The 22,863-nt window shown below is 63.4% G+C and carries 19 protein-coding genes and 1 pseudogene; 14 read left to right on the top strand and 6 right to left on the bottom strand.

Annotation, left to right across the window (positions count from 1 at the left end):
• Positions 1 to 295 precede the first annotated feature (295 nt).
• Positions 296 to 2,485 carry an anthranilate synthase gene (locus AC04SI_RS14385; protein WP_404280478.1) on the top strand — a complete coding sequence of 730 codons (2,190 nt, stop codon included), beginning with the start codon at positions 296 to 298 and terminating at the stop codon, positions 2,483 to 2,485.
• A gap of 23 nt (positions 2,486 to 2,508) precedes the next feature.
• Positions 2,509 to 3,438, top strand: a complete 930-nt coding sequence (locus tag AC04SI_RS14380) for a cation diffusion facilitator family transporter (protein ID WP_100084796.1) — start codon at positions 2,509 to 2,511, stop codon at positions 3,436 to 3,438.
• An 11-nt stretch (positions 3,439 to 3,449) separates the two neighbouring features.
• On the opposite strand, the gene AC04SI_RS14375 is transcribed toward AC04SI_RS14380, so the two are convergent.
• Positions 3,450 to 4,538: a hypothetical protein gene (locus AC04SI_RS14375; RefSeq protein WP_404280479.1), complete on the bottom strand. Its 1,089-nt coding sequence runs from the start codon at positions 4,536 to 4,538 to the stop codon at positions 3,450 to 3,452.
• Positions 4,539 to 4,633: 95 nt separating this feature from the next.
• Here AC04SI_RS14375 and AC04SI_RS14370 point away from each other — a divergent pair, with 95 nt between their 5' ends.
• The 5 genes from AC04SI_RS14370 (at position 4,634) to AC04SI_RS14350 (ending at position 9,727) form a co-directional block, all read left to right on the top strand.
• A complete protein-coding gene (locus AC04SI_RS14370) occupies positions 4,634 to 5,068 on the top strand; it encodes a DsrE family protein (RefSeq protein ID WP_404280480.1) in 435 nt (144 codons plus the stop codon).
• A 75-nt stretch (positions 5,069 to 5,143) separates the two neighbouring features.
• Positions 5,144 to 5,923, top strand: coding sequence for an SDR family NAD(P)-dependent oxidoreductase (locus AC04SI_RS14365; RefSeq protein WP_488474382.1), 780 nt, complete (start codon positions 5,144 to 5,146; stop codon positions 5,921 to 5,923).
• Positions 5,924 to 5,972: 49 nt separating this feature from the next.
• On the top strand, positions 5,973 to 6,281 hold the full coding sequence (locus tag AC04SI_RS14360; protein WP_192178007.1) for a putative quinol monooxygenase: 309 nt from the start codon (positions 5,973 to 5,975) through the stop codon (positions 6,279 to 6,281).
• A 76-nt stretch (positions 6,282 to 6,357) separates the two neighbouring features.
• The gene (locus AC04SI_RS14355) at positions 6,358 to 7,446 is read left to right on the top strand and encodes an AbrB family transcriptional regulator (RefSeq protein ID WP_488474381.1); all 1,089 of its coding nucleotides are present in this window, start codon (positions 6,358 to 6,360) and stop codon (positions 7,444 to 7,446) included.
• Between the two features lie 211 nt (positions 7,447 to 7,657).
• On the top strand, positions 7,658 to 9,727 hold the full coding sequence (locus AC04SI_RS14350) for a TonB-dependent siderophore receptor (RefSeq protein ID WP_404280483.1): 2,070 nt from the start codon (positions 7,658 to 7,660) through the stop codon (positions 9,725 to 9,727).
• Between the two features lie 42 nt (positions 9,728 to 9,769).
• Here the strand turns inward: AC04SI_RS14350 and AC04SI_RS14345 are convergent, their stop codons facing one another.
• The 3 genes from AC04SI_RS14345 to AC04SI_RS14335 all read right to left on the bottom strand — a co-directional run bounded on the left by AC04SI_RS14345 (position 9,770) and on the right by AC04SI_RS14335 (position 13,000).
• A complete protein-coding gene (locus tag AC04SI_RS14345; RefSeq protein ID WP_404280484.1) occupies positions 9,770 to 10,846 on the bottom strand; it encodes a siderophore-interacting protein in 1,077 nt (358 codons plus the stop codon).
• Between the two features lie 206 nt (positions 10,847 to 11,052).
• On the bottom strand, positions 11,053 to 11,829 hold the full coding sequence (locus tag AC04SI_RS14340; RefSeq protein WP_404280485.1) for an esterase family protein: 777 nt from the start codon (positions 11,827 to 11,829) through the stop codon (positions 11,053 to 11,055).
• A 4-nt stretch (positions 11,830 to 11,833) separates the two neighbouring features.
• Complete coding sequence (locus AC04SI_RS14335) at positions 11,834 to 13,000, bottom strand: ATP-grasp domain-containing protein (protein WP_404280486.1); 1,167 nt, start codon at positions 12,998 to 13,000, stop codon at positions 11,834 to 11,836.
• Positions 13,001 to 13,497: 497 nt separating this feature from the next.
• On the opposite strand from AC04SI_RS14335, the gene leuA reads away from it, so the two are divergent.
• The 4 genes from leuA (at position 13,498) to AC04SI_RS14315 (ending at position 18,748) form a co-directional block, all read left to right on the top strand.
• Positions 13,498 to 15,174, top strand: a complete 1,677-nt coding sequence (leuA, locus tag AC04SI_RS14330; protein ID WP_404280487.1) for a 2-isopropylmalate synthase — start codon at positions 13,498 to 13,500, stop codon at positions 15,172 to 15,174.
• 187 nt (positions 15,175 to 15,361) lie between these two features.
• The gene (locus tag AC04SI_RS14325) at positions 15,362 to 17,128 is read left to right on the top strand and encodes a tetratricopeptide repeat protein (RefSeq protein WP_488474380.1); all 1,767 of its coding nucleotides are present in this window, start codon (positions 15,362 to 15,364) and stop codon (positions 17,126 to 17,128) included.
• 120 nt (positions 17,129 to 17,248) lie between these two features.
• The gene (locus tag AC04SI_RS14320) at positions 17,249 to 18,052 is read left to right on the top strand and encodes an alpha/beta fold hydrolase (RefSeq protein ID WP_404280489.1); all 804 of its coding nucleotides are present in this window, start codon (positions 17,249 to 17,251) and stop codon (positions 18,050 to 18,052) included.
• Positions 18,053 to 18,130: 78 nt separating this feature from the next.
• Entirely contained in the window at positions 18,131 to 18,748 is a 618-nt protein-coding gene (locus AC04SI_RS14315) for a hypothetical protein (RefSeq protein ID WP_404280490.1), read from the top strand.
• Here AC04SI_RS14315 and AC04SI_RS14310 read toward each other — a convergent pair.
• Positions 18,738 to 19,673, bottom strand: coding sequence for a metallophosphoesterase family protein (locus AC04SI_RS14310; RefSeq protein ID WP_404280491.1), 936 nt, complete (start codon positions 19,671 to 19,673; stop codon positions 18,738 to 18,740). The genes AC04SI_RS14315 and AC04SI_RS14310 overlap by 11 nt on opposite strands.
• A 50-nt stretch (positions 19,674 to 19,723) precedes the next feature.
• Here AC04SI_RS14310 and AC04SI_RS14305 point away from each other — a divergent pair, with 50 nt between their 5' ends.
• Complete coding sequence (locus AC04SI_RS14305; protein WP_404280492.1) at positions 19,724 to 20,227, top strand: NUDIX domain-containing protein; 504 nt, start codon at positions 19,724 to 19,726, stop codon at positions 20,225 to 20,227.
• A gap of 1 nt (position 20,228) precedes the next feature.
• On the opposite strand, the pseudogene AC04SI_RS14300 reads toward AC04SI_RS14305, so the two are convergent.
• Positions 20,229 to 21,214 (bottom strand): annotated as a pseudogene (locus tag AC04SI_RS14300) (glutathione S-transferase family protein).
• A 274-nt stretch (positions 21,215 to 21,488) separates the two neighbouring features.
• Between AC04SI_RS14300 and AC04SI_RS14295 the strand changes: the two are divergent.
• Both AC04SI_RS14295 and AC04SI_RS14290 read left to right on the top strand, forming a co-directional pair.
• Positions 21,489 to 22,025 (top strand): GNAT family N-acetyltransferase, encoded by a 537-nt coding sequence (locus AC04SI_RS14295; protein ID WP_488474379.1) that lies wholly within the window; start codon positions 21,489 to 21,491, stop codon positions 22,023 to 22,025.
• 70 nt (positions 22,026 to 22,095) lie between these two features.
• A complete protein-coding gene (locus tag AC04SI_RS14290) occupies positions 22,096 to 22,857 on the top strand; it encodes a 3-hydroxyacyl-CoA dehydrogenase (protein ID WP_404280503.1) in 762 nt (253 codons plus the stop codon).
• Positions 22,858 to 22,863: the final 6 nt, after the last annotated feature.

Below are 22,863 nucleotides of genomic sequence, written 5' to 3'. Positions count from 1 at the left end.
AAAGTGCGCAGCGGTTTTGGGAAAACGACATGCACGACGCGCTTTTGGAGCGCCTTTCTCAAAACTCTCCGGTTTTACCACCTTCATTGAATCCAGTTGCGCGGCCGTTCAATCGCCGCTATGGGAATCCGCCATGAACATGCGTTCGAACAAGACCATTTGGTGGTGGGTTCGCTGACAGCGGCCTGTTCGAACGCGTGCGCGTGAATAGAGAGGGTGGCCGCAACGGAATGTCCGGGCGGCCATTTGTTTTTTCAAGCCATTCCCGGGTCCGTTGCCCAAGATGGAGACGGCAATGACGACGATCATTCTGGAAACCGGGGCCGAGCGCTTCGTCACCGCGGGTGGCGTGACGATCACCCGCGAGCGCCACGAGCAGCCTTATGAGGGCGCGATCGACGCCTATGTCGACGGGCTGAATTCGCGGCGCGGTGCGGTGTTTTCCTCGAATTACGAATATCCGGGCCGCTATACGCGCTGGGACACCGCCATCATCGATCCGCCGCTGGTCATCTCGGCGCGTGGCCGCACTGTCCGCATCGAGGCGCTGAACAGCCGCGGCGAGGTGCTGCTGCCGGTGATCGGCAAGGCACTGGCCGACCTTGCCGAGGTCACCATCGCCGAGGCATCGAAAAAGCTCATCCGCCTCGACGTGGCCAAGCCCGGCCGTGTCTTCACCGAAGAGGAGCGCAGCCGCGTTCCTTCGGTGTTTACGGTCCTGCGCGCTATCACCGCTCTGTTCAAGACCGAGGAAGATGCCAATCTCGGCCTTTACGGCGCCTTCGGCTACGACCTCGCCTTCCAGTTCGATCCGGTCGACTACAAGCTCGAGCGCAAGCAAAGCCAGCGCGACCTCGTGCTGTTCCTGCCCGACGAGATTCTGGTCGTCGACCACTATTCGACCAAGGCCTGGACCGATCGCTACGATTATTCCGGCGACGGGTTCTCGACCGAAGGGCTGTCGCGCGACGCTGCCGTCGAGCCGTTCAAGAGCGCAGACCGTATCCCGCCGCGCGGCGACCATGAGCCGGGCGAATATGCCAACCTGGTCCGCCGGGCGATGGAGAGCTTCAAGCGCGGCGACCTGTTCGAGGTCGTGCCCGGCCAGATGTTTTATGAGCGCTGCGAGACGCCGCCCTCCGACATTTCCCGCAAGCTGAAGTCGATCAACCCCTCGCCCTATTCCTTCTTCATCAATCTCGGCGAAGGCGAATACCTGATCGGCGCCTCGCCCGAAATGTTCGTGCGCGTCAATGGCCGCCGCGTCGAGACTTGCCCGATCTCTGGCACCATCAAGCGCGGCGACGATGCCATTTCCGACTCGGAGCAGATCCTGAAGCTGCTCAATTCCAAGAAAGATGAATCCGAGCTCACCATGTGCTCGGACGTCGACCGCAACGACAAGTCGCGCGTCTGCGAGCCGGGCTCGGTGCGCGTCATCGGCCGTCGCCAGATCGAGATGTATTCGCGCCTGATCCACACGGTGGATCATATCGAAGGCCGGCTGCGCGAAGGCATGGATGCCTTCGACGCCTTCCTCTCGCATGCCTGGGCGGTCACCGTCACCGGCGCACCGAAATTGTGGGCCATGCGCTTCATCGAGCAGAACGAGAAGAGCCCGCGCGCCTGGTATGGCGGCGCGATCGGCATGGTCAATTTCAACGGCGATATGAACACCGGCCTGACGCTGCGCACCATCCGCATCAAGGACGGCATCGCCGAAGTGCGCGCCGGCGCCACGCTGCTCTTCGACAGCATTCCCGAGGAAGAAGAAGCCGAAACCGAACTGAAGGCATCCGCCATGCTCTCCGCCATCCGCGACGCCAAGACCGGCAACGCAGCCGGTGCCGAACGCACCACCGCGCGCGTCGGCGACGGCGTCAACATTCTGCTGGTCGACCACGAGGACTCCTTCGTCCACACGTTGGCCAATTACTTCCGCCAGACCGGCGCCAATGTCTCCACCGTGCGCACCCCGGTGCCGGAGGAGGTCTTCGAGCGGCTGAAGCCAGACCTCGTCGTGCTCTCGCCCGGCCCCGGCACGCCGAAGGATTTTGATTGCGCCGCCACCATCAAGAAGGCGCGAGCCCGCGAGTTGCCGATCTTCGGCGTCTGCCTCGGCCTGCAGGCGCTGGCCGAGGCCTATGGCGGCGAGTTGCGGCAGTTGCACATACCGATGCACGGCAAGCCGTCGCGCATCCGCGTCTCCAAGCCTGGCATCATCTTCTCCGGCCTGCCCAAGGAAGTGACCGTCGGCCGCTACCACTCGATCTTTGCCGATCCGGTGCGCCTGCCCGACGATTTCATCGTCACGGCCGAGACCGAGGACGGCGTCATCATGGCCTTCGAGCACCGCAAGGAGCCGATCGCCGCCGTGCAGTTCCACCCGGAGTCGATCATGACGCTCGGCCACAATGCCGGCATGCGCATCATCGAGAACATCGTTGCGCACCTGCCGCGCAAGGCCAAGGAAAAGGCTGCCTAGCAACGATGGCCGCAACGGAAGACATGACGACGGTCGCGGCAAAAGCCGCTGCCAAGCGCAGGATTGCCAGCCTCGCCTTCTGGTCGATCGTCATCGCCTTCCTGGTGATGGGGCTGAAGTTTGTGGCCTGGCGCATCACCGGCTCTGTCGCCCTCTATTCCGACGCGCTGGAATCCATCGTCAACGTCATCACCGCGGCCGCAGCGCTGTGGGCGATCCGCATCAGCCACAAACCAGCCGACAGCGACCATCCGTTCGGTCACCACAAGGCTGAATACTTTTCCGCGGTCCTCGAGGGCGTGCTGATCGTCGTGGCGGCGATGCTGATCATCGCCAAGGTGTGGCAGTCACTGCAGAACCCGCCCGTGCTCGAACAGCCCTGGCAGGGTTTGATGATCAATGCCGGCGCGGCTGTCGTCAACGCGGTATGGGCCTTGGTGCTGATCCGCAACGGCCGCGCCGAACGATCGCCGGCACTGGTCGCCGACGGCCAGCACATCATGACCGACGTGTTGACGTCCGTTGGTGTCATCGTGGGCCTTGTCGGCGCGGTGATGACCGGCTGGCATATCCTCGACCCTCTGCTTGCGCTGCTGGTGGCGCTGAACATCCTCTACCAGGGTTGGAAGCTGACCGGAGAATCGCTGAGCGGCCTCATGGACCGTGCCGTGGACACGCAGGAGCACATGCGCATCCGCGACATCATCTCGGCCAATTCGAAGGGCGCGCTGGAGGTTCACGATCTGAAAACGCGCATCGCCGGCCGCGCCACCTTCATCGAGTTCCACATGGTCGTCGACGCCGACATGACTGTGGGCGACAGCCACGTCATCTGCGACCGCATCGAGGACGCGCTGAAGGCGGAAATCCCCTCGGTCCGCGTCACCATCCATGTCGAACCGGATGATGAGGCAAAACTGCCCAAGGGCACCACGGCGGTGCCGTTCGCCTAGTTCCCTTTAAACTACGGCGAGCAGGCCGATTGCGGCATCGGGTTCAACCGGTAGACCTTGTCGTCAGACGTGGTCTTGCCCTCGGCAGCCTTCGAGCACATGTCAATGATCGGCAGGCTGCTGTTCGGGTTGGCCAGCATCATCGTGCCGTTGGCGCCGCGGCGCAGGAATATCTCCTTCTGCGTGATGTCGCAGGAAAAGTCGCTCATCTTCGCGCTCGCCGCACAGCGCCACTGGTCGGCCTCTCCCTGGCAGGAATAGGTCTGCGTGACCTTGCCCGACTTCTGCCGCGTCGTGACGGAAATGGCGATATCGGCGCCATCGGGCCAGTTGGCCGCGTCGCCGCCGGCAGCAAACGACGCCAGTTCCACCGATCCGCGGAAGACGCGGATCGATTGCGTCACCTGGTCCGGGTGCGAGCCGAGATACGCGGCGTTATAGTCGCGCCCATAGCAGAAAGGCTGTTCCGGCTTCAGCCGCTCGCGCAACGGCGGACCGAGTGCCGGATCGATCGGATCGATGCGCGCGAATTCCGCCTTGCAGGTCGCCGCGGGCATCGGGTCGAGCCGGAAATTGTCATCCTCCTTGCCAAGCGCCTGCCTGTCATATTCAGCCTTGCCAAGCTCGTCTTCAGCCCCTGCATCGAGATAGAGGTCGGGCTGCACGTCCGTGACGATCAGCCGGCCTTTTTCATCGACCTTCAGTGAGGCCAGGGTGCGGTCGCAGTCCATGCCGCAATGGATCGGCCCGCTCTTGCCATCCTCGGACTCGTGATTGCACCAGCCGCCGGCCCATTCCGGCGCCTTGGCGCCGCGCACGGTGGTGGCGATGAAGGAGTTGTAGGAGCTGTCGGCGCCTACGCTCGGCTCCTCGTTCGGCCGGCTGACCGGGTCGTGGCCATAGTAGAAGTAGATCCGCGCCACCTTCTGCTTCGGATGCGCCTTTAGATGGGCTGCATCGTAGACCCGCCCGAAACAGGCATCGGCGCCGTTCGGACTGAGTTCGGTGAGTTTGGGTGTGTCGTCGGCAAAAGCCGTGCCGGCAAGCGCCGCAAGCAAGACGGCACCAAGCCCGGAGCCAACCGTGATCCTCGACGTCATGTGATCCTCCTCGCACCGACAGGACGTGCCTGCGATTTATGCTAGTCTAGGAGCGAAGCCGGGGCCATGCAAAACTGGCGGATCAGGAGGAAGCGATGCAACGCCGCGATATGTTCCGCGCCGGTCTTGCCGGGGCCGCCGGCCTTTTCGGGCTGCGCCAGCTCAAGGCCGCGGCCGCCGAGGAAAGGCTGAAGGTCGCCTATCATCTGAGCGACGTCGACAAGGTCAATTTCGTGCTCGGCAACATCAAGAACCACTATGAAGGCACCGGCGGCAATGTCGATATTGCGCTGGTCGTGCACGGTCCGGCCCTTGCCGCCTTCAAGTCGAAAGGCATATCGGCGGCGATTTCCGGCCGCTTCGCCGGCCTTGTCCAGCAGGGCCTCAGTCCACATGCTTGCGGCAACACCATGCAAGGCATGGAGATCACGCTCGCCGACCTGCTCGACGGCTTCCATGCCGTCGACGAGGGCGGCGTCGTCAAGCTCGCCGAACTGCAGCGCCAGGGCTATGCCTATCTCAGGCCCTGAGTAGCCACGGACTTGAACGTGAGGGCGGTGAGAGCCTACGAAGGGAGAGCAGTACATCCCAGAGGAAAAGTGCCCATGACCGCCCCCACCCTTGTCATCCCAGATCTCGCCGGCAAGGCGGTGCTGGTCACCGGCGCCTCGACCGGCATCGGCGCAGCACTGGCGCTGGCCTATGCCGCGCAGAAATGCCGTGTCGCGCTGCACTACAATTCAAGCCGCGATGCGGCCGAGAAACTGGCCGGGACCATTCGCGACAGCGGCGGCGAGGTCTTCCTCACGCAGGGCGATTTCTCCGTGCCGGCCGATGTCGAGCGCGTCGTCGAGGAAAGCGCGGAAAACTTCGGCCGGCTCAACGGGCTGGTCAACAATGCCGGCGGCATGCTCGGCCGCGTCCCTTATGCCGAGCAGACCGAGGCGCATTACGACGCGGTGATGGATCTCAACGCGCGTTCCGTGCTCACCGCCTCGCGCAAGGCCATGCCATGGCTGAAGCGCCAGGGCGGTTTCATCGTCAACACCTCCTCGATCGCCGCCCGCAACGGCGCCGGCGGCGGCGCCGGTCTCTACGGCTCGGCCAAGGCCTTCGTCTCCAATGTGACGCGCGGCATGGCCAAGGAACTGATCGGCTTCGGCGTCCGCGTCAACGCCGTGGCGCCGGGCACTATTCGTACACCTTTCCATGAACGCTATTCGACCGAAGAGCAGATGAAGGGCATGGTCGCCACCATTCCGCAAGGCCGCGCCGGCACCGCCGAGGATTGCGTCGGCGCCTATCTGTTCCTCTCCTCCGACCTTTTGAGCGGCTACATCACCGGCCAGGTGATCGAGGTGAATGGCGGCCAGTTGATGCCATGAGCCGAGACCTGCATACTCCGTTCGCGCAACCCTGAAGGGAGACAAGGGAATGTACGGACTGATCGGCAAGATGCGGGCGGCGCGCGGCAAGCGCGACGCGGTCATGGACGTGCTGCGTGAGACCACAGGCGCCCTGCCCGGCTGCCTGAGCTACGTCATCGCCATCGACCCGGTCGACGCCGACGCAATCTGGGTCACCGAAGTTTGGACCGATCAGGCAAGCCACAAGGCGTCGCTGCAACTGCCCGAAGTCCAGGCGGCGATCGCCAAGGCGCGCCCTTTCATCGCCGGTTTCGAATTCCAGGTCGAAACCCAGCCGGTCGGCGGCTTCGGGTTGCCGAAGGCCGAGCCCGGCTGACGCCTCAGGCCGGCGGCTGATTTTCTGCGGCAGACAGGGGTTCGCATTTTGGCTCGTCCGATCTAAGACGCGGGTTATGGACTCCTCGCCAGACCAGCCCCCCGTCGAGCGCATGGCGCAGTTGCACAGGCGCTGGCAATGGCTGGTCCTGCTGGTTTTCTCGCTCCTGTTCGCCGGCGCGCTCGAAATTGCCGCACTGCCCGCGGCGCTGCTGATCGGCCCGATGCTGGCGGCGATCCTCGCCGGCACCAACGGCGCCACGGTGCGCATACCGAAGCCGCTGTTCGGTTCGGCACAGGCGGTCGTCGGCTGCCTCGTCGCCGCATCGATCTCCACCGATATCTTTCCCGTCTTCTACCAGGAGTGGCCGCTATTCCTCGGCGTCGTGGTGGCGACCGTCGCGGCTTCGAGCCTGCTCGGCTGGCTGATCAGCCGCTGGCGCATCCTGCCCGGCACCACGGCGGTCTGGGGCTCGTCACCGGGGGCCGCTACTGCCATGGTGCTGATGGCAGGCGCCTTTGGGGCTGACCAGCGCCTCGTCGCCTTCATGCAGTATCTGCGCGTCATCTTCGTCTCGATGACGGCAGCGCTGATCGCCAGGATGTGGGTCGACACATCAGGCATCGAAGTCCCGGCCATCGTCTGGTTTCCGCCGATCGATCCGCAGGCCTTCGCCGCCACCATCGGCATCGCGCTCGTCGGCGGCCTGCTCGGCAAGTTGTGCCGGCTGCCTTCGCCCTTCTTCCTCGGCACTTTCATCTTCGGCTCCATCATCCATCTCGGACTCAGTGTGCCGATGCAGTTGCCGCAATGGCTGCTCGCGGTCAGCTATGCCTTGATCGGCTGGTCGATCGGGCTGAATTTCACCCGTCCGATCCTGCGCCACGCTGCGCGCGCCCTGCCGCAGATCATCGGCTCGATCGTCGCGCTGATCGCCTTTTGCGGCGGCCTCGCCTTCCTGATCAGCCATCTGCTCGGCATCGATCCGCTGACCGCCCATCTGGCGACCAGTCCGGGTGGCATGGACAGCGTCGCCATCATCGCCGCCGCGGCGCAGAACGTCGACATCTCCTTCGTCATGGCGCTGCAGTCCGCCCGCTTCCTCGTCGTGCTCTTGATCGGGCCGAGCGTCGCGCGCCTGGTGGCAAGAAGCGTGAAACCATAAGCATTTTCCGCTCCTTGACCTGAGCCCGGCTTCACCAAAACCGGGTGATTTTTGCTGCCGGGCAACAGTCCGGACAAGTCGTCGCGCAAACACGAGAAATTACTTGACTCTCATACTCATATTTGAGAGCGCGGGATCGCAATCAGACATGAGACAGCGGAGACGAGCGATGCGGACGCGGACGGCAATATGGTACTGGAGACTATCGTTGTTGGCCGGTACCGCCCTGCTCGGCCACGCCTTGCCGGCCGGCGCACAGGAGAGTGGGGACGCCACCGTCCTCGGCAAAATCGAAGTCACCGCCGAGAGCGATGAGATCCTGGTTCAGGACGGCTACGTCGCCAAGAAGGATCGCATCGGCACCAAGCTCGACACGCCGATTGCCAAGATCCCGCAAGCGGTTTCGGTGGTGACGCAAAAGCAGATCGAGGACCAGAAGCCGCGCACGCTGAACGAATCGCTTGGCTATACGGCCAGCGCCAATCCCAACAGCTTCGGGTTCGATACCCGCTACGACGCCTTCTTCCTGCGCGGCTTCCAGGCCTTTTACAACGGCATGTTCCGCGACGGGCTGCGCCAGTACAACGGCCCTTCGGCCTGGTTCAAAACCGAACCTTACGGCATCGAGGGCGTCACCATCCTGAAAGGCCCGGCATCCTCGCTCTACGGCATCAGTGGCCCAGGCGGGATCGTCAATGTCGTCACGAAGCGTCCCAAGGACGAACCTTTCCACGAGATCGAATTGCTGGCCGGCGAGCATAACCGTTTCCAGGCCGGCCTCGACGCTTCCGGTCCGGTCAACGCCGACGGCAGCATCCTCTACCGCTTCACCAGCCTCGGCCGCCTGAGTGAAACAGATCTGCCTGGCTATCCCGACGACAAGCTCTATCTGGCACCGGCGGTCACCTTCAAGCCGGATGAGGACACCAAGCTCACCATCCTCGGCGAGTACTCGAAATCCGTCACCGGTGGCACCGCCGCCTTCTACAACTCGGCCTACGGCGTGCTGTCCAACGTCTATGAGGGCGATCCGGTGTGGAACGATTTCGACCAGACGCAAGGCCGCATCGGCTACGAGTTCGAGCATCGTTTCAACGATGTGCTGACGGTGCGCCAGAACCTGCGCTACAACGCCGTAGACAGCGACATCGAATACAGCGGCCACTATTCGATCGGCGCCGACCAGCCGCTGCAGCGCTACTGGGGCCACTACACCGAGACCATGAAGAACTTCGTCGTCGACAACATGGCGCAGTTCGAGTTCGACACCGGCCCGGTCAGGCATACCGCGGTCGGCGGCATCGACTACGCCTGGTCGGATTATGATGCCGGCAGCGGGATCTCTTATGTCTCGGTCGACGACATCAAGTCGGCCGCGGTTCCGCACTATGGCGGGCAGGAGATGAACCAGCTCGGCGTCTACCTGCACGACCAGATGGAGTGGAACGATTTCATCCTGTTTACCAGCGGCCGCTACGACTGGGTCGACACCACCTCGACCGCTGCCGACTTCAGCACCTCCAAGCAGAAGGACAGCGCCTTCTCCGGTCGGCTCGGCCTGTCCTACCAGACCGAATGGGGCATCACGCCCTATGTCAACTATTCCACCTCGTTCTCGCCCAACATCGGCTTCGTCTTTGACGACGTCACCAGCACCGTCGGCCGGGTCGCTCGCCCGACCATCGCGACGCAGAAAGAGATCGGCGTCAAATACGAGATCCCGGATTACAACGCGATCGTCAGCGCCGCGCTGTTCGATATCGACCAGAAGGACGGCGTCGTGTTCGACGCATCGACTGGCATCAACAAGCAGCGCCAACTCGACCTCAATTCGCGCGGCATCGAGCTGGAAGCCAATGCCTCTTTGGACAACGGCTTCAGCTTCATTGCCTCCTATACCTATCTGCGCGTCAAGATCGAGCGCGGCGCCCAATTCACCGCCGGCAAGGAACTGTCGGCGACGCCGAACCATATCCTGTCGCTTTGGGGCCACTACCAGTTCGAGAACGGCACGCTGGAGGGGTTGGGGCTGGGAACGGGCGTGCGGGTCGCCGGCTCGAGCTATGGCGACGACACAAACACATTCAAGAACGAGGCGCGCGCCTTCGTCGACGCCTCGGCCTCTTACGATTTCGGCTACCGCAATCCAAAGCTTGAAGGCGTGAAGCTGCAGGTCAACGCCAAGAACCTGTTCGACATCCAGAAGACCATCTGCTCGGCCGGCTATTGCTACCGCGACGAAGGCCGTTCGCTGTTCGCCAGCCTGCGCTACCGCTTCTGACCGACGACGCCATCCGCGCTGCCACCAAGCGGCGGCGCGGTGCTATTCCTCGCCCTCGTCATCGCCCTCGGCGCCCCGGCGCCAATAGGCGGTGACCAGATGCCGCCTCCGCGGCAGGCCCCACTCCTTGCGTACGATCTTGCGGATCTCACGGAAATCGGCGAATTCGCACGCCGCCCAGACATAGAGATTCTCCGGGAGCGCTGCGCGATCACGCCCCCGCAGCGCCGCCGGCAACAGAGCGGCGGTGCCGGGTTCAACGCCTTGCCGGTAAAGCCAGGTGACGGCGATGTTCTCGCCGTCAGCCAGCGACATCCGGTCCTCGGGGCCATCGACTTCGATAAGCACCTCGGCGCGGGTCGAGGGCGCAAGCTCCTCGAGGATCCTGCCAATGGCGGGAAGTGCCGTATCGTCGCCGACCAGAAGCAGCGCCTCCGCATCGGGCGCTCCGCCTCCGCCGGGCCCGATCATGCCGATAATATCGCCGGCTTGCGCGTTCTCGGCGAAGGCAGCGGCCGGCGTGTCCTGGCCGGGATGCAGCACGAAGTCGACATCGAGCCAGCCGCCGGCGGCATCAAGTGCCCGGATCGTGTAGACCCGCACGACCAGCGCATCCTCGCCCGAAGGCCACACCAGCAGGCCCTCGGCGCCCATCGACGGCCAGACCGGCTGCCGGCCGCGCGGCGGCAGCAAGAGCCGCACATGCAGGCCGCCATGCGCAAACCGGCCGAGATCGCTGCCTGAGAAACGAACGCGCTGCATATGCGGATAAATCCGCGTTGCCGACACAACCCTGATCTCGCGAAAAAAGACCGGCGTGCCTGCATCGCTGCCATCGCCTTGCCAGCGAATAGCGTTCGTCGTGCCAAGATGCTCCGAAAAATGGCCGGCGATCGTCATCTTCATGTAGGACAGGCAGGTCTCGTCCTCGGCCGCGACCCGGATCAGCACGCTGCCGTCGCCGAGCGTCGCGTTCAACGAGCCGTAATGCATGCGGAATTCCCACTGGTCGGCAATGCCGGTGTCGATCTCGGTTTCGCCGTGCTCGGCGCGCAGCCTGTCCATGACGGACCGGATGGCACCATCGACGATCCGGGTTTGCGCGCTGAGTTGCTCCATGGGTGCAGCCTTTCGAATACCGGTTGAAGCGACGCCGTCCAAGGCGCAGCCATCGCCGGCATGCCACAGCGGCGGCGCCGTTTCCATAGAAACATGACGAAAGAAGTCATATTTTCTTGAGCGATTGAACCTCAAGAATGCAACGCGGTTCCTAGGCGATCACACTGGCTGGAAAATCGACCATTGTAACCGGAAACTGGCAACCATCAGTCCAGCCGGTGCATCAAATCGTCATCCAGCCAGCGGCCGAAGAAGTAGACCAGCTGCTTGTGCCACCACGGCCAGTCATGACTGACGTCGCCGCCCCAATAGTCGACCCAGGCGGGGATGGACTTGTCGCGCAGCACCTGCTCCAAGGCCCGCGTCTCGGTGAGCATCCGCTCTTCCCAGGCGCCCTGACCGCAGCAGAAGATCAGCCTGAGCGCCTTCAGCCGACCAAGCAGTTTCTGGTCGACAATCCCAGGCAGATAGTCGAGCGGCGAGTTGAAGAAGATATTGCCGTCGAGCGCGCCGCCGAAGAAATCGCGGGTCGAGTAGACGCCCGACAGCGCGATGACGCCGCTGGCCAGTTCCGGAAAGCGGAAGACGAAATTCGACGCGTGGTAGCCGCCCATCGAACAGCCTGAAAACAGCGGCCTCAGCTCGCGCCCGCCATTGGCTTTTGTCGCGGTCGCCAGCAGTTCCGGCAGCGCCTCTTCGCGCACATAGCGGAAATAGGCTTCGTGGCGGGCGATACGGTCGGCCGGGTCGGCATGCTTGTCGAAGAAGGATTCCGAATCGATGCCGTCGAGCGTGAACAGCTGGATGCGGCCGGTGTCGATGAATTCCGAAAGCGCACCGACCCCGCCGGAATCCTCGAACTGGTAGAACCGTCCTTGCGAGGTCGGGAACACCACCACCGGCCGGCCGGCATGGCCATAGCGCTTGTATTCCATGTCGCGGCCGAGGTTGCGGGCGAAACCCTTGTGATAGGAAACGTCCATCGCCTCACACCTTTTCCGCGTGGATGTAGTCGACCGCCTGGCGCAGCGCCTTCGGATCCCTCGAGCGCATCTGATAGGCGTAATGTCCCATGGCGCGGCTGAAAACCTCTTCGATGGCCTGATGGTGTACGATCTTGTCGCCGTGGGCGGCTAGCACGTCCGCATGGCTGTGCAAATAGGCTAGGTGGCGTTTGCGGCTGGCATAGGCGGTGAAGTACTTGCCTTCATAAGGCCCGCCGGCGGCGTCCTTGACCACCATCTCGGCCCAGGCCGCATAGACGTCGATGTCGAACGTGTAGTTGATCGCATCGGTCATCCAGGCGCCGGGCGGGCGCATGTTGACCTCGAGCGCGATGACGCGCTTGTCCTTGGTCTCGAACAGCTCGATGTGGAAGAAGCGCTCGCGCACGTCGAACGCCTTCAGAATCTTCCGACCGGCCTCCTCTACCGCCGGGCTGATCTCGGGAAAGCAGGTGTAGCTCATATGGCGGTCCCTGTTGACCACCTCCATGACGCTCTGGTCGTAGCGGTGGCTGGCCGCCAGCACCACCTCGCCGTCGCGGTTGACCAGCCCGTCGAAGGTGACCACCAGCCCTTCGATAAACTGCTCCATGACGAAGCTCACACCCTCGGGCTTGTCCTTGAAGAACTGATCGAGTTCCTTCGAGTTGGAGATCTTGAAGGTGTTTGAAGCGCCGGAGCCGGAATCCGGCTTCACCACCACCGGATAGCCGACGCGGCGGATGAAGGTCATGGCACCGGCGCGATCGGAGCACTTGCGCTGCGGGATGGTCTCGACGCCGCTCTTGCGGAAGAAGGCGCGCATGCGGCTCTTGCGTTTCAAATTCTTCACGAAATCGAGCTTGGTGCCGAAGATGTTGAAGTCGGTGCGGATGTTGGCCTCGAGTTCCAGCCAATGCTCGTTGAGCGATTCGAACCGGTCGATGCGGCCCCATTTGTGGATGAAATGGCCCATCGCCCGGAACACCGGCTCGTAGTCCTCCATGTCGGCGACGCGGTAATACTCCGACAGCGCCGTCTTCAGTTTTCCGTTCAGCGCCTCATAGGGCGCATCGCCGATGCCGAGCACCGTGGCGCCGGCCTTCTTCAGCCGGTCGCAGAAATCCGCGCCGTTGGCCGGAAAATGCGGCGAGAAGAAAACGAAATTCATGGACGGCCTCCCCCGGCGTCGCTGTCAAGTCGAGGCGAGTTTGGCGTATTTGCTCCCTATGGGGAAGAGCTTGCGCATCTTGCCAAGGAGGCGGTCCCACTTGCCTCCCACAGCCTGCTCCTGTATGAGACCGCCATGAACACGCGCGCCTCTTCCGTCGCTTCCCGTCCGACCGGCTTCGCCGGCGAGACCGTGCGCGCGCTTGCTTCGACCCTGCTTCTTCTCGGCCTTATCGGCGATCGCCGGGTTCGCTGAAGGAGCGCCCGGCGGTCGAACCGCCGCTTACGCGCATGCTCCTTGGCCAAATTGGCAAGTCACATCAAGCGAACGAAACTTTGGTAAAGGCGCCGCTCGGCACCAAATCCGCCTGCAGGTGGACCCGCGAGCCGCCGGGAGATACGACGATGAACGCACGAGAAGATATCCGTCCAAATGACGGCAACGCAGTAAGGGGCATGACAGAGTCAGCCCGTGGCATGACAGAGTCAGCCCGGGGCATGCCGGACGCCCCTCGCAAATATCAACCCTATCCGACCGTCGGCCTCACCGACCGCACCTGGCCCTCGAAAATCATCGACAAGGCGCCGATCTGGTGTTCGGTCGACCTGCGTGACGGCAACCAGGCGCTGATCGACCCGATGGGCCATGAGCGCAAGGCGCGCATGTTCGGCCTGCTGCTGGACATGGGCTTCAAGGAGATCGAGATCGGTTTCCCGTCGGCCTCGCAGACGGATTTCGATTTCGCTCGCTGGTGCATCGAGGACGGCAGTGTGCCCGCCGATGTCTCGCTGCAGGTGCTGGTGCAGTGCCGTCCCGAACTCATCACCCGCACCTTCGAGGCGCTGAAGGGCGCCACCAATCCGATCGTGCACTTCTACAACTCGACCAGCGAACTGCAGCGCCGCGTCGTCTTCGAGAAGGACGTCGCCGGCATCAAGCGCATCGCCACCGACGCGGCCAAGATGATCACCGACATGGCGGCCAATGCGGGCGGCGGCTATCGCTTCGAATATTCGCCGGAAAGCTTCACCGGCACCGAACTCGAAGTGGCGCTGGAGATCTGCAACGCGGTCACCGAGATCGTGAAACCCACGGCCGACAACAAGCTGATCATCAACCTGCCGTCGACGGTCGAGATGTCGACGCCCAACATCTATGCCGACCGCATCGAATGGATGTGCCGCAACCTCGACAACCGCGAGAACCTGTTGATCTCGCTGCATCCGCACAATGATCGCGGCACCGGTATCGCCACCACCGAACTCGGCCTGATGGCCGGCGCCGACCGTGTCGAGGGCACGCTGTTCGGCAATGGCGAGCGCACCGGCAATGTCGACATCGTCACGCTGGCGCTCAACATGTACACGCAAGGCGTCGATCCCGAACTCGACTGCTCCGACATTAACCGGATGAAGGACGTCTACGAGTATTCGAACCAGCTGAAGATCCCGGAACGCCACCCTTACGTCGGCGAACTCGTCTACACGGCCTTTTCCGGCTCGCACCAGGACGCCATCAACAAGGGCATGAAGGCGCTGCGCAAGGCCAACACGCCGCACTGGGAAGTGCCCTATCTGCCGATCGACCCGGCCGATGTCGGCCGCAGCTACGAGGCGATCATCCGCATCAACTCGCAGTCCGGCAAGGGTGGCATCGCCTATGTGCTGCAGGCCGACTACGGACTCAATTTGCCGCGCAATCTGCAGATCGAGTTCAGCCAGCACATCCAGGCGATAACCGACGCCGAAGGCAAGGAAGTGGCCGCCAGGCGCATCCACGAGGAATTCCTCGAAACCTATGTCGACCAGCCCAGCGCGCGGCTGAAGTTCCTCGACCACCACACCTATCCGGACACCGAGACCAAGGGCCGCCGCGTGGTCGAGGCCGTCATCCTCGACAACGGCAAGGAAATGACCATTACCGGATCGGGCACCGGTCCGATCGACGGTTTTGTCGACGCGCTGTCGCGCCACGTCGGCGTGGAGATGTCGGTGCTCGACTATTCCGAGCATTCCATGCAGCGTGGCTCGAACGCCTCGGCGATTTCCTATGTCGAGATGGAATATCCCGGCGGCAAGCTGTTCGGCGCCGGCATCAACACCAACATCGTCGCCGCCTCGCTGGAAGCCGTGGTTTCGGCCGCCAACCGCATCGTCGGCCGCAAGGCCGGCTGATCTTTCTAAACCCTGGCGCGCCGCATCGGCGGCGCTCCAGGGCCCCTGCCTGCGAGCCGGCTCTCGCGTTAACCATGGGCAATTATCCGGTGGCTTACGCGATAGCATAATACAACCATGCTTGTGCGGCAGTGCCAGCGCTATATGATCGCGCCTCAACCTGTGCCGACTTCGAGAGGATCGACACTTGCAGCATGCCACGCCTGCCGCCCCCGCAGTGCGCGAGACATTGGAGCGACTGCTAGCCAGCGAAACGTTCGGACGGTCCGAGCGTGCGCGAAAACTGCTGCGCTATCTGGTCGAACGCGAACAGGCCGGCGAGGCTGACCGGCTCAAGGGCTTCTCCATCGCCATGGACGTCTTCGGCAAGGACGGCGATTTCGATCCGTCTACCGATGCCGTCGTTCGGGTTCAGGCTGGCAGGCTGCGCGAGCTTCTGCAGAACTACTTCGCCAATGAAGGCGTTGGCGAGCCGGTGCGCATCGCCATTCCGCGCGGCGGCTACGTTCCTTCCTATGAACTGAATGCAATTCGCCTGCCGGCCGAGTTGGAGCCGGCGGAAGGCACTGCGCCGACGATCGCCCCCACGGAACTGCCCGACCTCGACATCGTCCACGCCGCCCCGCTGATGTCGCCCGCTGCCGCGCCCGAACCTGGGCCGTCGCTCACCCGGCACCTGAAGTTCTTCTGGGGCGCGATTGTCGTGGTCATCGCCATGCTCGGGGTGCTGATCCTTCGCCAGGGCAGCGATGTCCTGCTCGGCAGCGGCGGTTCCGCCTCGGCCGTAGAGACCGCGGTGGCGACGAGCAGCGTAGCGTCACCTCCGGTGGAAACCTTGCCGCTGGTCTACATCGCCGTGAAGGCCAATGGCCCGGAGGCTGCCCGTGTGGCTGCTTCGCTGCGCGCCGGCCTCGCCGGGTTCGACACGATAGACTTCATCGGACGTGATGCCGACCGCGATCCGGCTGGCGACGCCACCAGCTTCGTATTCGATATCCTGCCGGGACCCGCGGCGAGCGACGTGACGCTCGAACTGCAGAATGTCGCGACCGGCCGGGTGCTGTTGTCACGCAACCTGTCGGCCGTCGACAGCGCGCCGGGCGCGATCGAAGACAGTATCGCCAACATATTGACCTCGACTATCCCTGCCTACGGACCGATCTACACCTACATCGAACAGAGCGGCATCGAGACCGGCCTGATGGGGTGTCTTGTGCTCAATGACAGCTACTATCTCGACCAGAGCGCCAAGACTCACGAAGCTGCCTATCGCTGCCTGGAAAATCTCGCCAGCCAGGGCGCGAAATCATCGCTGGTCTATTCGGAACTCGCCTCCCTGCATCTCGAGGCTGTCACCGATCACTATTCCTATCCGCCCGGCGCGACGATCGAACAGGCGATGTCGTTTGCCCATCGCGCTGTTCAGATGGGGCCGACCAGCCCCTATGCACATCGCGCTTATGGCTATCTCAATTCGCGCCTCGGCAATATGGATGAATCGATCCGCTGGATGCGCAAGGCCCATGAGCTCAACCCCTACGACCTCGGCATGGCGGCGGCTTACGGCTATGGACTGATTTTCGCCGGCAAATACAGCGAAGGAACCCCGATCCTGGCCCACGCCGTCGAAACCTTCAGCGGCCACCCGACCTGGTGGGACTACGGGCTTTTTGTCGGCGCATTCATGCTGGGCGACACGAATAGGGCCGCAATCGCCAGCGAGTCGTTGCGCACGACGGCAACCAAATCGCACTATCTGGCGGCGCGCATTATCGGGGCCAAGATAGCCGGCCGCGATCAGCTGGTGAGCCAGCTGACCAACGAGCTGGTCGCCAAATTTCCGAAGTTCGCCGCCAATCCGCGCTCAACCTTCGTCGACAGGAAATACCCCACCGACCTGACCGACCGGCTGGTCGGGGCGTTGCGCGCGGCAGGGCTCGGCAACGCCAGCTGACGTGCGCCAAGCGCGCGCCGGATCGCGAAAATTTTACTGGCCATCGATCTGGTCTGGGAGCAATCCAGCCACAATCTGGAGTTCGCTACCCGTCCGGTTCTGCAACAATCATCAGTTTTCATGAGTTCATCCCTCCACGCTGCCGAACGCGGTATCGGTCCGAAGACTGTCGCCTTCCTGCACGGCTTCGGTGGCTGCCATGAGGTCTGGCGCGACGTGACGTCGATGCTTGCGCCCGACATGCGGACGCTGGCCTACGACCTTCCCGGGTATGGGCTTTCTCTCGATTTCCCTGGCAGTGGTTCGGCCAGGACGGCCGCTCGGGCCGCTCTGACGGACCTTGCCGCGCGTGGCATGAAAAGGGTGCACCTGGTCGGCCATTCGATGGGCGGCGCGGTGGCTGTGCTGATGGCATTGGCCGAGCCCGAAAGAATTGCCTCGCTGACACTTTTGGCGCCGGGCGGCTTTGGCCCGGAAATCAACGGCCCTCTCTTGCGCCGCTATGCGGCCGCCACCGGCAAAAGTGCGATCCGTACCTGTCTCGCCGCCATGTCCGGGCCGCTGAGCCAACCCCCGGAGCACGTCGTTGATGTGCTTGACGAGATGCGTCGACGCCCGGGTCAGTTGCAAAAGCTTGTCGAGTTTGCCGCGTCCATGACCAGGGATGACCGGCAGGGCGCCATCCCGCGCGAACAGCTCGAAACGTTGAAAATGCCGGTGATGGTTGTCTGGGGAACGGACGACGCTGTGCTGCCGGTTTGCCAGGCCGACGATATGCCCGTGCATTTTCATCTGCACCATGTTCTGGAGGCCGGCCACATGCTGCCCGAGGAAGCGCCTGACCTTGTCGCCACGGCGGTGCGCCGCAACATGAACCGCCGCCGCAGGCGCCTTCAGCCGAGACTTGACGCGGCGGCGAGCTGAACCGCAGCCATTATCTCGCGGGTGCATTTTGCCGACGACTATGTTAACTCGCTGTTAACCAACCGCGAGGCAACGCCGATGAAGGACACAGGCGAGAAAATCACCCCGATCGATCCGTCGCGAAACCTGTCCGATGCCATTCGCGATGTGAAGAACGCCTTTGCCGACCGCGACGACGTGGTCGTCGACTTGCGCGAAGCGCACCGCATGCGGCTCGAATTGCTTGCCGCCGAGCTCGCTCCCGTCTTTGCCGATGTGCCCGCCGATATGGACAATTTCGACTTCGCCGTATCGTCTGGCCTGCAGCCGCGCCTGTGGATCGATGCGGTCAGCCATGTCGCCATGGGGCGGGATCGCCGCACCTACCGGTTTCTCAGGGATACCCGCATCGGCCGCGTGGTTCTCGCCGAATCGACCGACATGAAAATCGTCGCCGACCAGGTGACGCGCTATGTTGCCGAGCGTGTCGTCGAACGTCAAAGGATGATGGAGGGCGGGGTCGAGCACGCCGCCTCCGGCATGACGCGTGTCGCGGTGGCCGAAGCCGAGCCGCCATTGCGGGCTGCTCAGCGCGGCAAGGCCGGGTCGGCCTTCCTGTCCGGCCTCGGCCTGATCTTTGCCGGCGCTTTGGTTGGGTTGGCTGTGTCGATCGTGCTGTTCTGGGACCGCCTTGTGGCGATGAAGATCAGCTTCTGACCAGCTGGCGCGATGCTTCGGCATCGGCGCCAAGTTCGAGCACCTGCAGCTCCGAAGGCGGAAGAGCTGGCCCGGTCAGGCCGCGTCGCGTCAAGCGGATCCGCCAGTTGCCCTTGTCGCCGTCGATATCGATCAGATTGTACTGCGCGGCCGGGTGCCTGCTGCCAAGCCCCTGTCCGGCGGCTGCGACACCGACGGCCGGGATCTTGGCGCCGCGGCCACCGATGAAGAACAGGCTCGGATCGTGCGAATGGCCGTGCAGGATAAGTTCGGCCCCATGCCGGCGAACGATCTTCTGGAAGAGCGCAATGCCGAACAGCCGCTTGTACTGCGAAACGGCGCCTCGCACCGGCGGATGGTGGATCATGATGACCCGGAACAGGCCGCGCTCGGCCGTCGCGTCGAGCATTCGGCCGAGCCTCTGCGCTTGGCCCTCCCTGAAGAAGCCATTGGCCATGAATGGGGCGGTGGCGCGCGCCGTCGAAACGCCGATCAGCGCGATGTTGTCGCGTACCCGCAAATAGGGAAAAGAATGGCGGTCGACCGGTGTGTTGACGTCGTCGCCGGTCATCCACGCCGCCCAGGAACGGCAGGACTTGTCGAAAGCGCCCGGCACATAGGCGTCGTGATTGCCCGGAACGACCGACACGTCATGCGGCGAACCCAGTGTCTCCAGCCAGTGCCTGGCCATTTCGATCTCGCCGTCGAGCGCCAGATTGACCAGATCCCCCGTCACCGCGAGGTGATCGGGGGCGCTGGCCTTCATATCGGCAAGCAGCGTGTCGATGACCGCGTCGTGCATGTGGCGGCGGCGGTTGCGTTGCCAGTTGACGTAGCCGACCACGCGCTTGGAGGCGAGTTCGCGATAGGTTACACCGGGGAGCGGTCCCAGATGGATATCGGAAATATGCGCGAGCCTGAACATCCCTCATTCATAAGCGACGCGGCCCCCGCTTACCACTCATGGTTTCACGGATGACGACAACGTCAGACCCGGAATTGGCCTTGCGCCAGACCGGCTGGCCGGGCCTGAGATCAAGGCTGTTCCATCTCTATTTCCTGCTGCGGCGGCCGATGACGCTCGGCGTGCGCGGCCTCATTCACGACCGCGGTTCCAACAGCGTCTTTCTGATTCGCCACACCTATGTTGCGGGCTGGCAACTGCCGGGCGGCGGCGTCGAAACCGGCGAGACACTGGTCGAGGCGTTGGCGCGCGAGCTTGCCGAGGAGGGCAACATCGCGCTGATCGCTCCGCCGGTGCTGAGGTCGATGCATTTCAACAGCCGTTCCAGCAAGCGCGACCATGTCGGCCTCTATCTGATCGAAGGCTTCAGCCAGACGGCGCCGAAGCTGCCGGACCACGAGATCGCCGAAGCCGCCTTCTTCCCGCTCGACAACTTGCCGGAAGCAACCACCCCGGCGACGCTGCGCCGGATCGCCGAGATTTTTCACGGCGAAAAGCCCTCACCCTACTGGTAGATCATGCGGCTTTTCCGAACCGCCCCCGGTCATGCGGTGCAGCGTGGTCCAATTCCGGGCCGACCGGCACGATACCGGTCGGATTGATCGTCCGGTGGCTGGCATAGTAGTGCGCCTTGATGTGGTGCAGGTTGACCGTGCCGGCGACGCCGGGCACCTGGTAGAGGTCGCGCAGATAGTTCGACAGGTTCGGATAGTCGGCGATGCGGCGCAGATTGCATTTGAAATGCCCGACATAGACCGGATCGAAGCGCACCAGCGTGGTGAACAGCCGCCAGTCGGCCTCGGTGATGCGCTCGCCGACGAGATAGCGCTGCTTTGACAGCCGCTCTTCGAGCGTGTCGAGTGCGGCGAACAATTCGCCGAATGCCTCTTCATAGGCGCGTCGCGTGGTGGCAAAGCCGGCCCGATAGACGCCGTTGTTGATGGCGGGATAGACCAGCGCATTGACGCGGTCGATCTCGCCGCGCAGGTCCTCGGGATAGAAGTCGAGGCTCGCATCGCCCCATTCGTCGAATGCCGAATTGAGCATCCGGATGATTTCGGAGGACTCGTTGGAGACGATCGTCTGTTCCTTTTTGTCCCACAGCACCGGCACCGTCACCCGGCCGGAATAGGCAGGACCGGCCTTGGCATAGATCTGGTGCAGGAAATCGAGGCCGTAAAGCGTATCGCCGGTGGCGCCGTCCTCGGCCAGGAACGTCCAGCCGTCCGCACCCATGAAATGATGCACGACCGAGACGGAGATGATGCCTTCCAGCTTCTTCAGCACGCGCAAAGCGTCCGGTGCGCCCATGGGCAGGCAAGCGAGACGTAGAGGTGGTAGCGTCCGGGCTCGGCCTTGAAGCCGCGCTTTCGCCCCTCCGCCGGCGCCCCGTCAACGGTGATCCAGTCGCGCCATTGCGCCGGCGCCCGCACGAACCTGCCGCCGCTGTCCGCCGTATCATACCAGCGATCCTGCCACTTGCCTTCGATCAGCAATCCCATGCAAAACTCCTTGCGTGTTAATGGTGCATGTAGGCACAAGGTTGCCCTGCCGAAGTCGTCATGTGCTGAACAGACCGTCACTCGGCCGAAACGGCGGACGAAAACGGCCGATTGCAGCGGCCGGAATTTGATGCTAGCGGACAATCCGCATGTTCGACTTTGCCACAATCCGGTTCGACCGACGACGAAAGGACGCCCGCGCTTGATGAAGCGCTGACTGGCGAACGCTGCCGTTTGCAGCAAACCTTTCCTCCTCTACCGGAACGCAAAGACCATGAGCCTTGCCGACGTGAAATACCTGCCGGAAACCCCGGCGCACGATCCCGAAATCGAAGCCATCAACGACGAGGCCTTCGGGCCGGGCCGTTTCGTTCTCGCTGCCTACAAGATCCGCGAAGCCGGAGGGCATGAGCGCGCTTTGTCCTTCGTTGCCGTTGACGGCGATATTGTCGTCGCCTCGGTGCGGATGACACGCATCGCGGCCGGCGCCGGCCGCGCGCTGATGCTCGGACCGCTCGCGGTGCGGCCTGCCTTCAAGAATCTCGGCATCGGCCGCCGGCTGGTGGCAATCGCACTGGAGGCCGCCACCAAGGCCGGCATGCCGGCGGTAATGCTGGTTGGCGACGAGCCCTATTACGGCCCGCTCGGCTTCAAGAGGATCCCGCGCGGGCAGATCTCCATGCCACGCCCGGTCGACCTCGACCGGCTTTTGTCGCACGAGATCGTACCAGGCGCCGTGGCCCGGCTGTCGGGCGAGGTCTGCCATGCGGACGTGGCGCGGGTTTCCGATCCCGTCCCGGTCATGGCTTGAGGCTATCCTGCCGGTTGCGCCTGCGCTGCGAGCTTCGTAGCATCATCCAAAATCTGTGGAGGACGCCGCCATGAACCCCAATGGCCAAATTGCGATCGTCACCGGCGGCGGCTCCGGCCTCGGCGAGGCGACAGCCCGAGCACTTGCCGCCAAGGGCGCGCGCGTCGCCATCCTCGATGTCGGCATCGACCGTGCGAAGATGGTGGCGGCCGATATTGGCGGCATTGCCGTCCAGTGCGATGTCAGCAGCAGCGACAGCGGAGTGGCCGCCTTCGCCGAAGTGGCGGAGCGGCTCGGTGAACCGCGCATCCTGGTCAATTGCGCCGGCATCGCCATCGGCGTGAAGACGATCGGCAAGGATGGTCCGCATCCGCTCGAGCAATACCGCAAGGTGATCGAGATCAACCTGATCGGCACCTTCAACATGATCCGCCTCTTCGCCGACCGGGCGGCGAAGCTCGAGCCGCTGCAAGGCGGCGAGCGTGGCGTCATCGTCAACACCGCTTCCGTCGCGGCCTATGACGGTCAGATCGGCCAGGCGGCCTATTCCGCATCCAAGGGCGGCGTCGTCGGCATGACGCTGCCGGTGGCCCGCGACCTTGCGCGTTCCGGCATCCGCGTCAGCACGATTGCACCCGGCATCTTCAGGACGCCGATGATGGCCGGCATGCCGCAGGAGGTGCAGGATTCGCTGGGTGCCGCCGTGCCCTTCCCGTCTCGTCTGGGCGAGCCTTCCGAATACGCAGCACTCGCGCTCCATATCGTCGAGAACCAGATGCTGAACGGCGAGACCATCCGTCTCGACGGCGCCATCCGCATGGCGCCGAAATAGCCAGCC

Source organism: Mesorhizobium sp. CNPSo 4689, from assembly GCF_057784325.1.
This window is presented reverse-complemented; position numbering and strand designations above follow the sequence as displayed.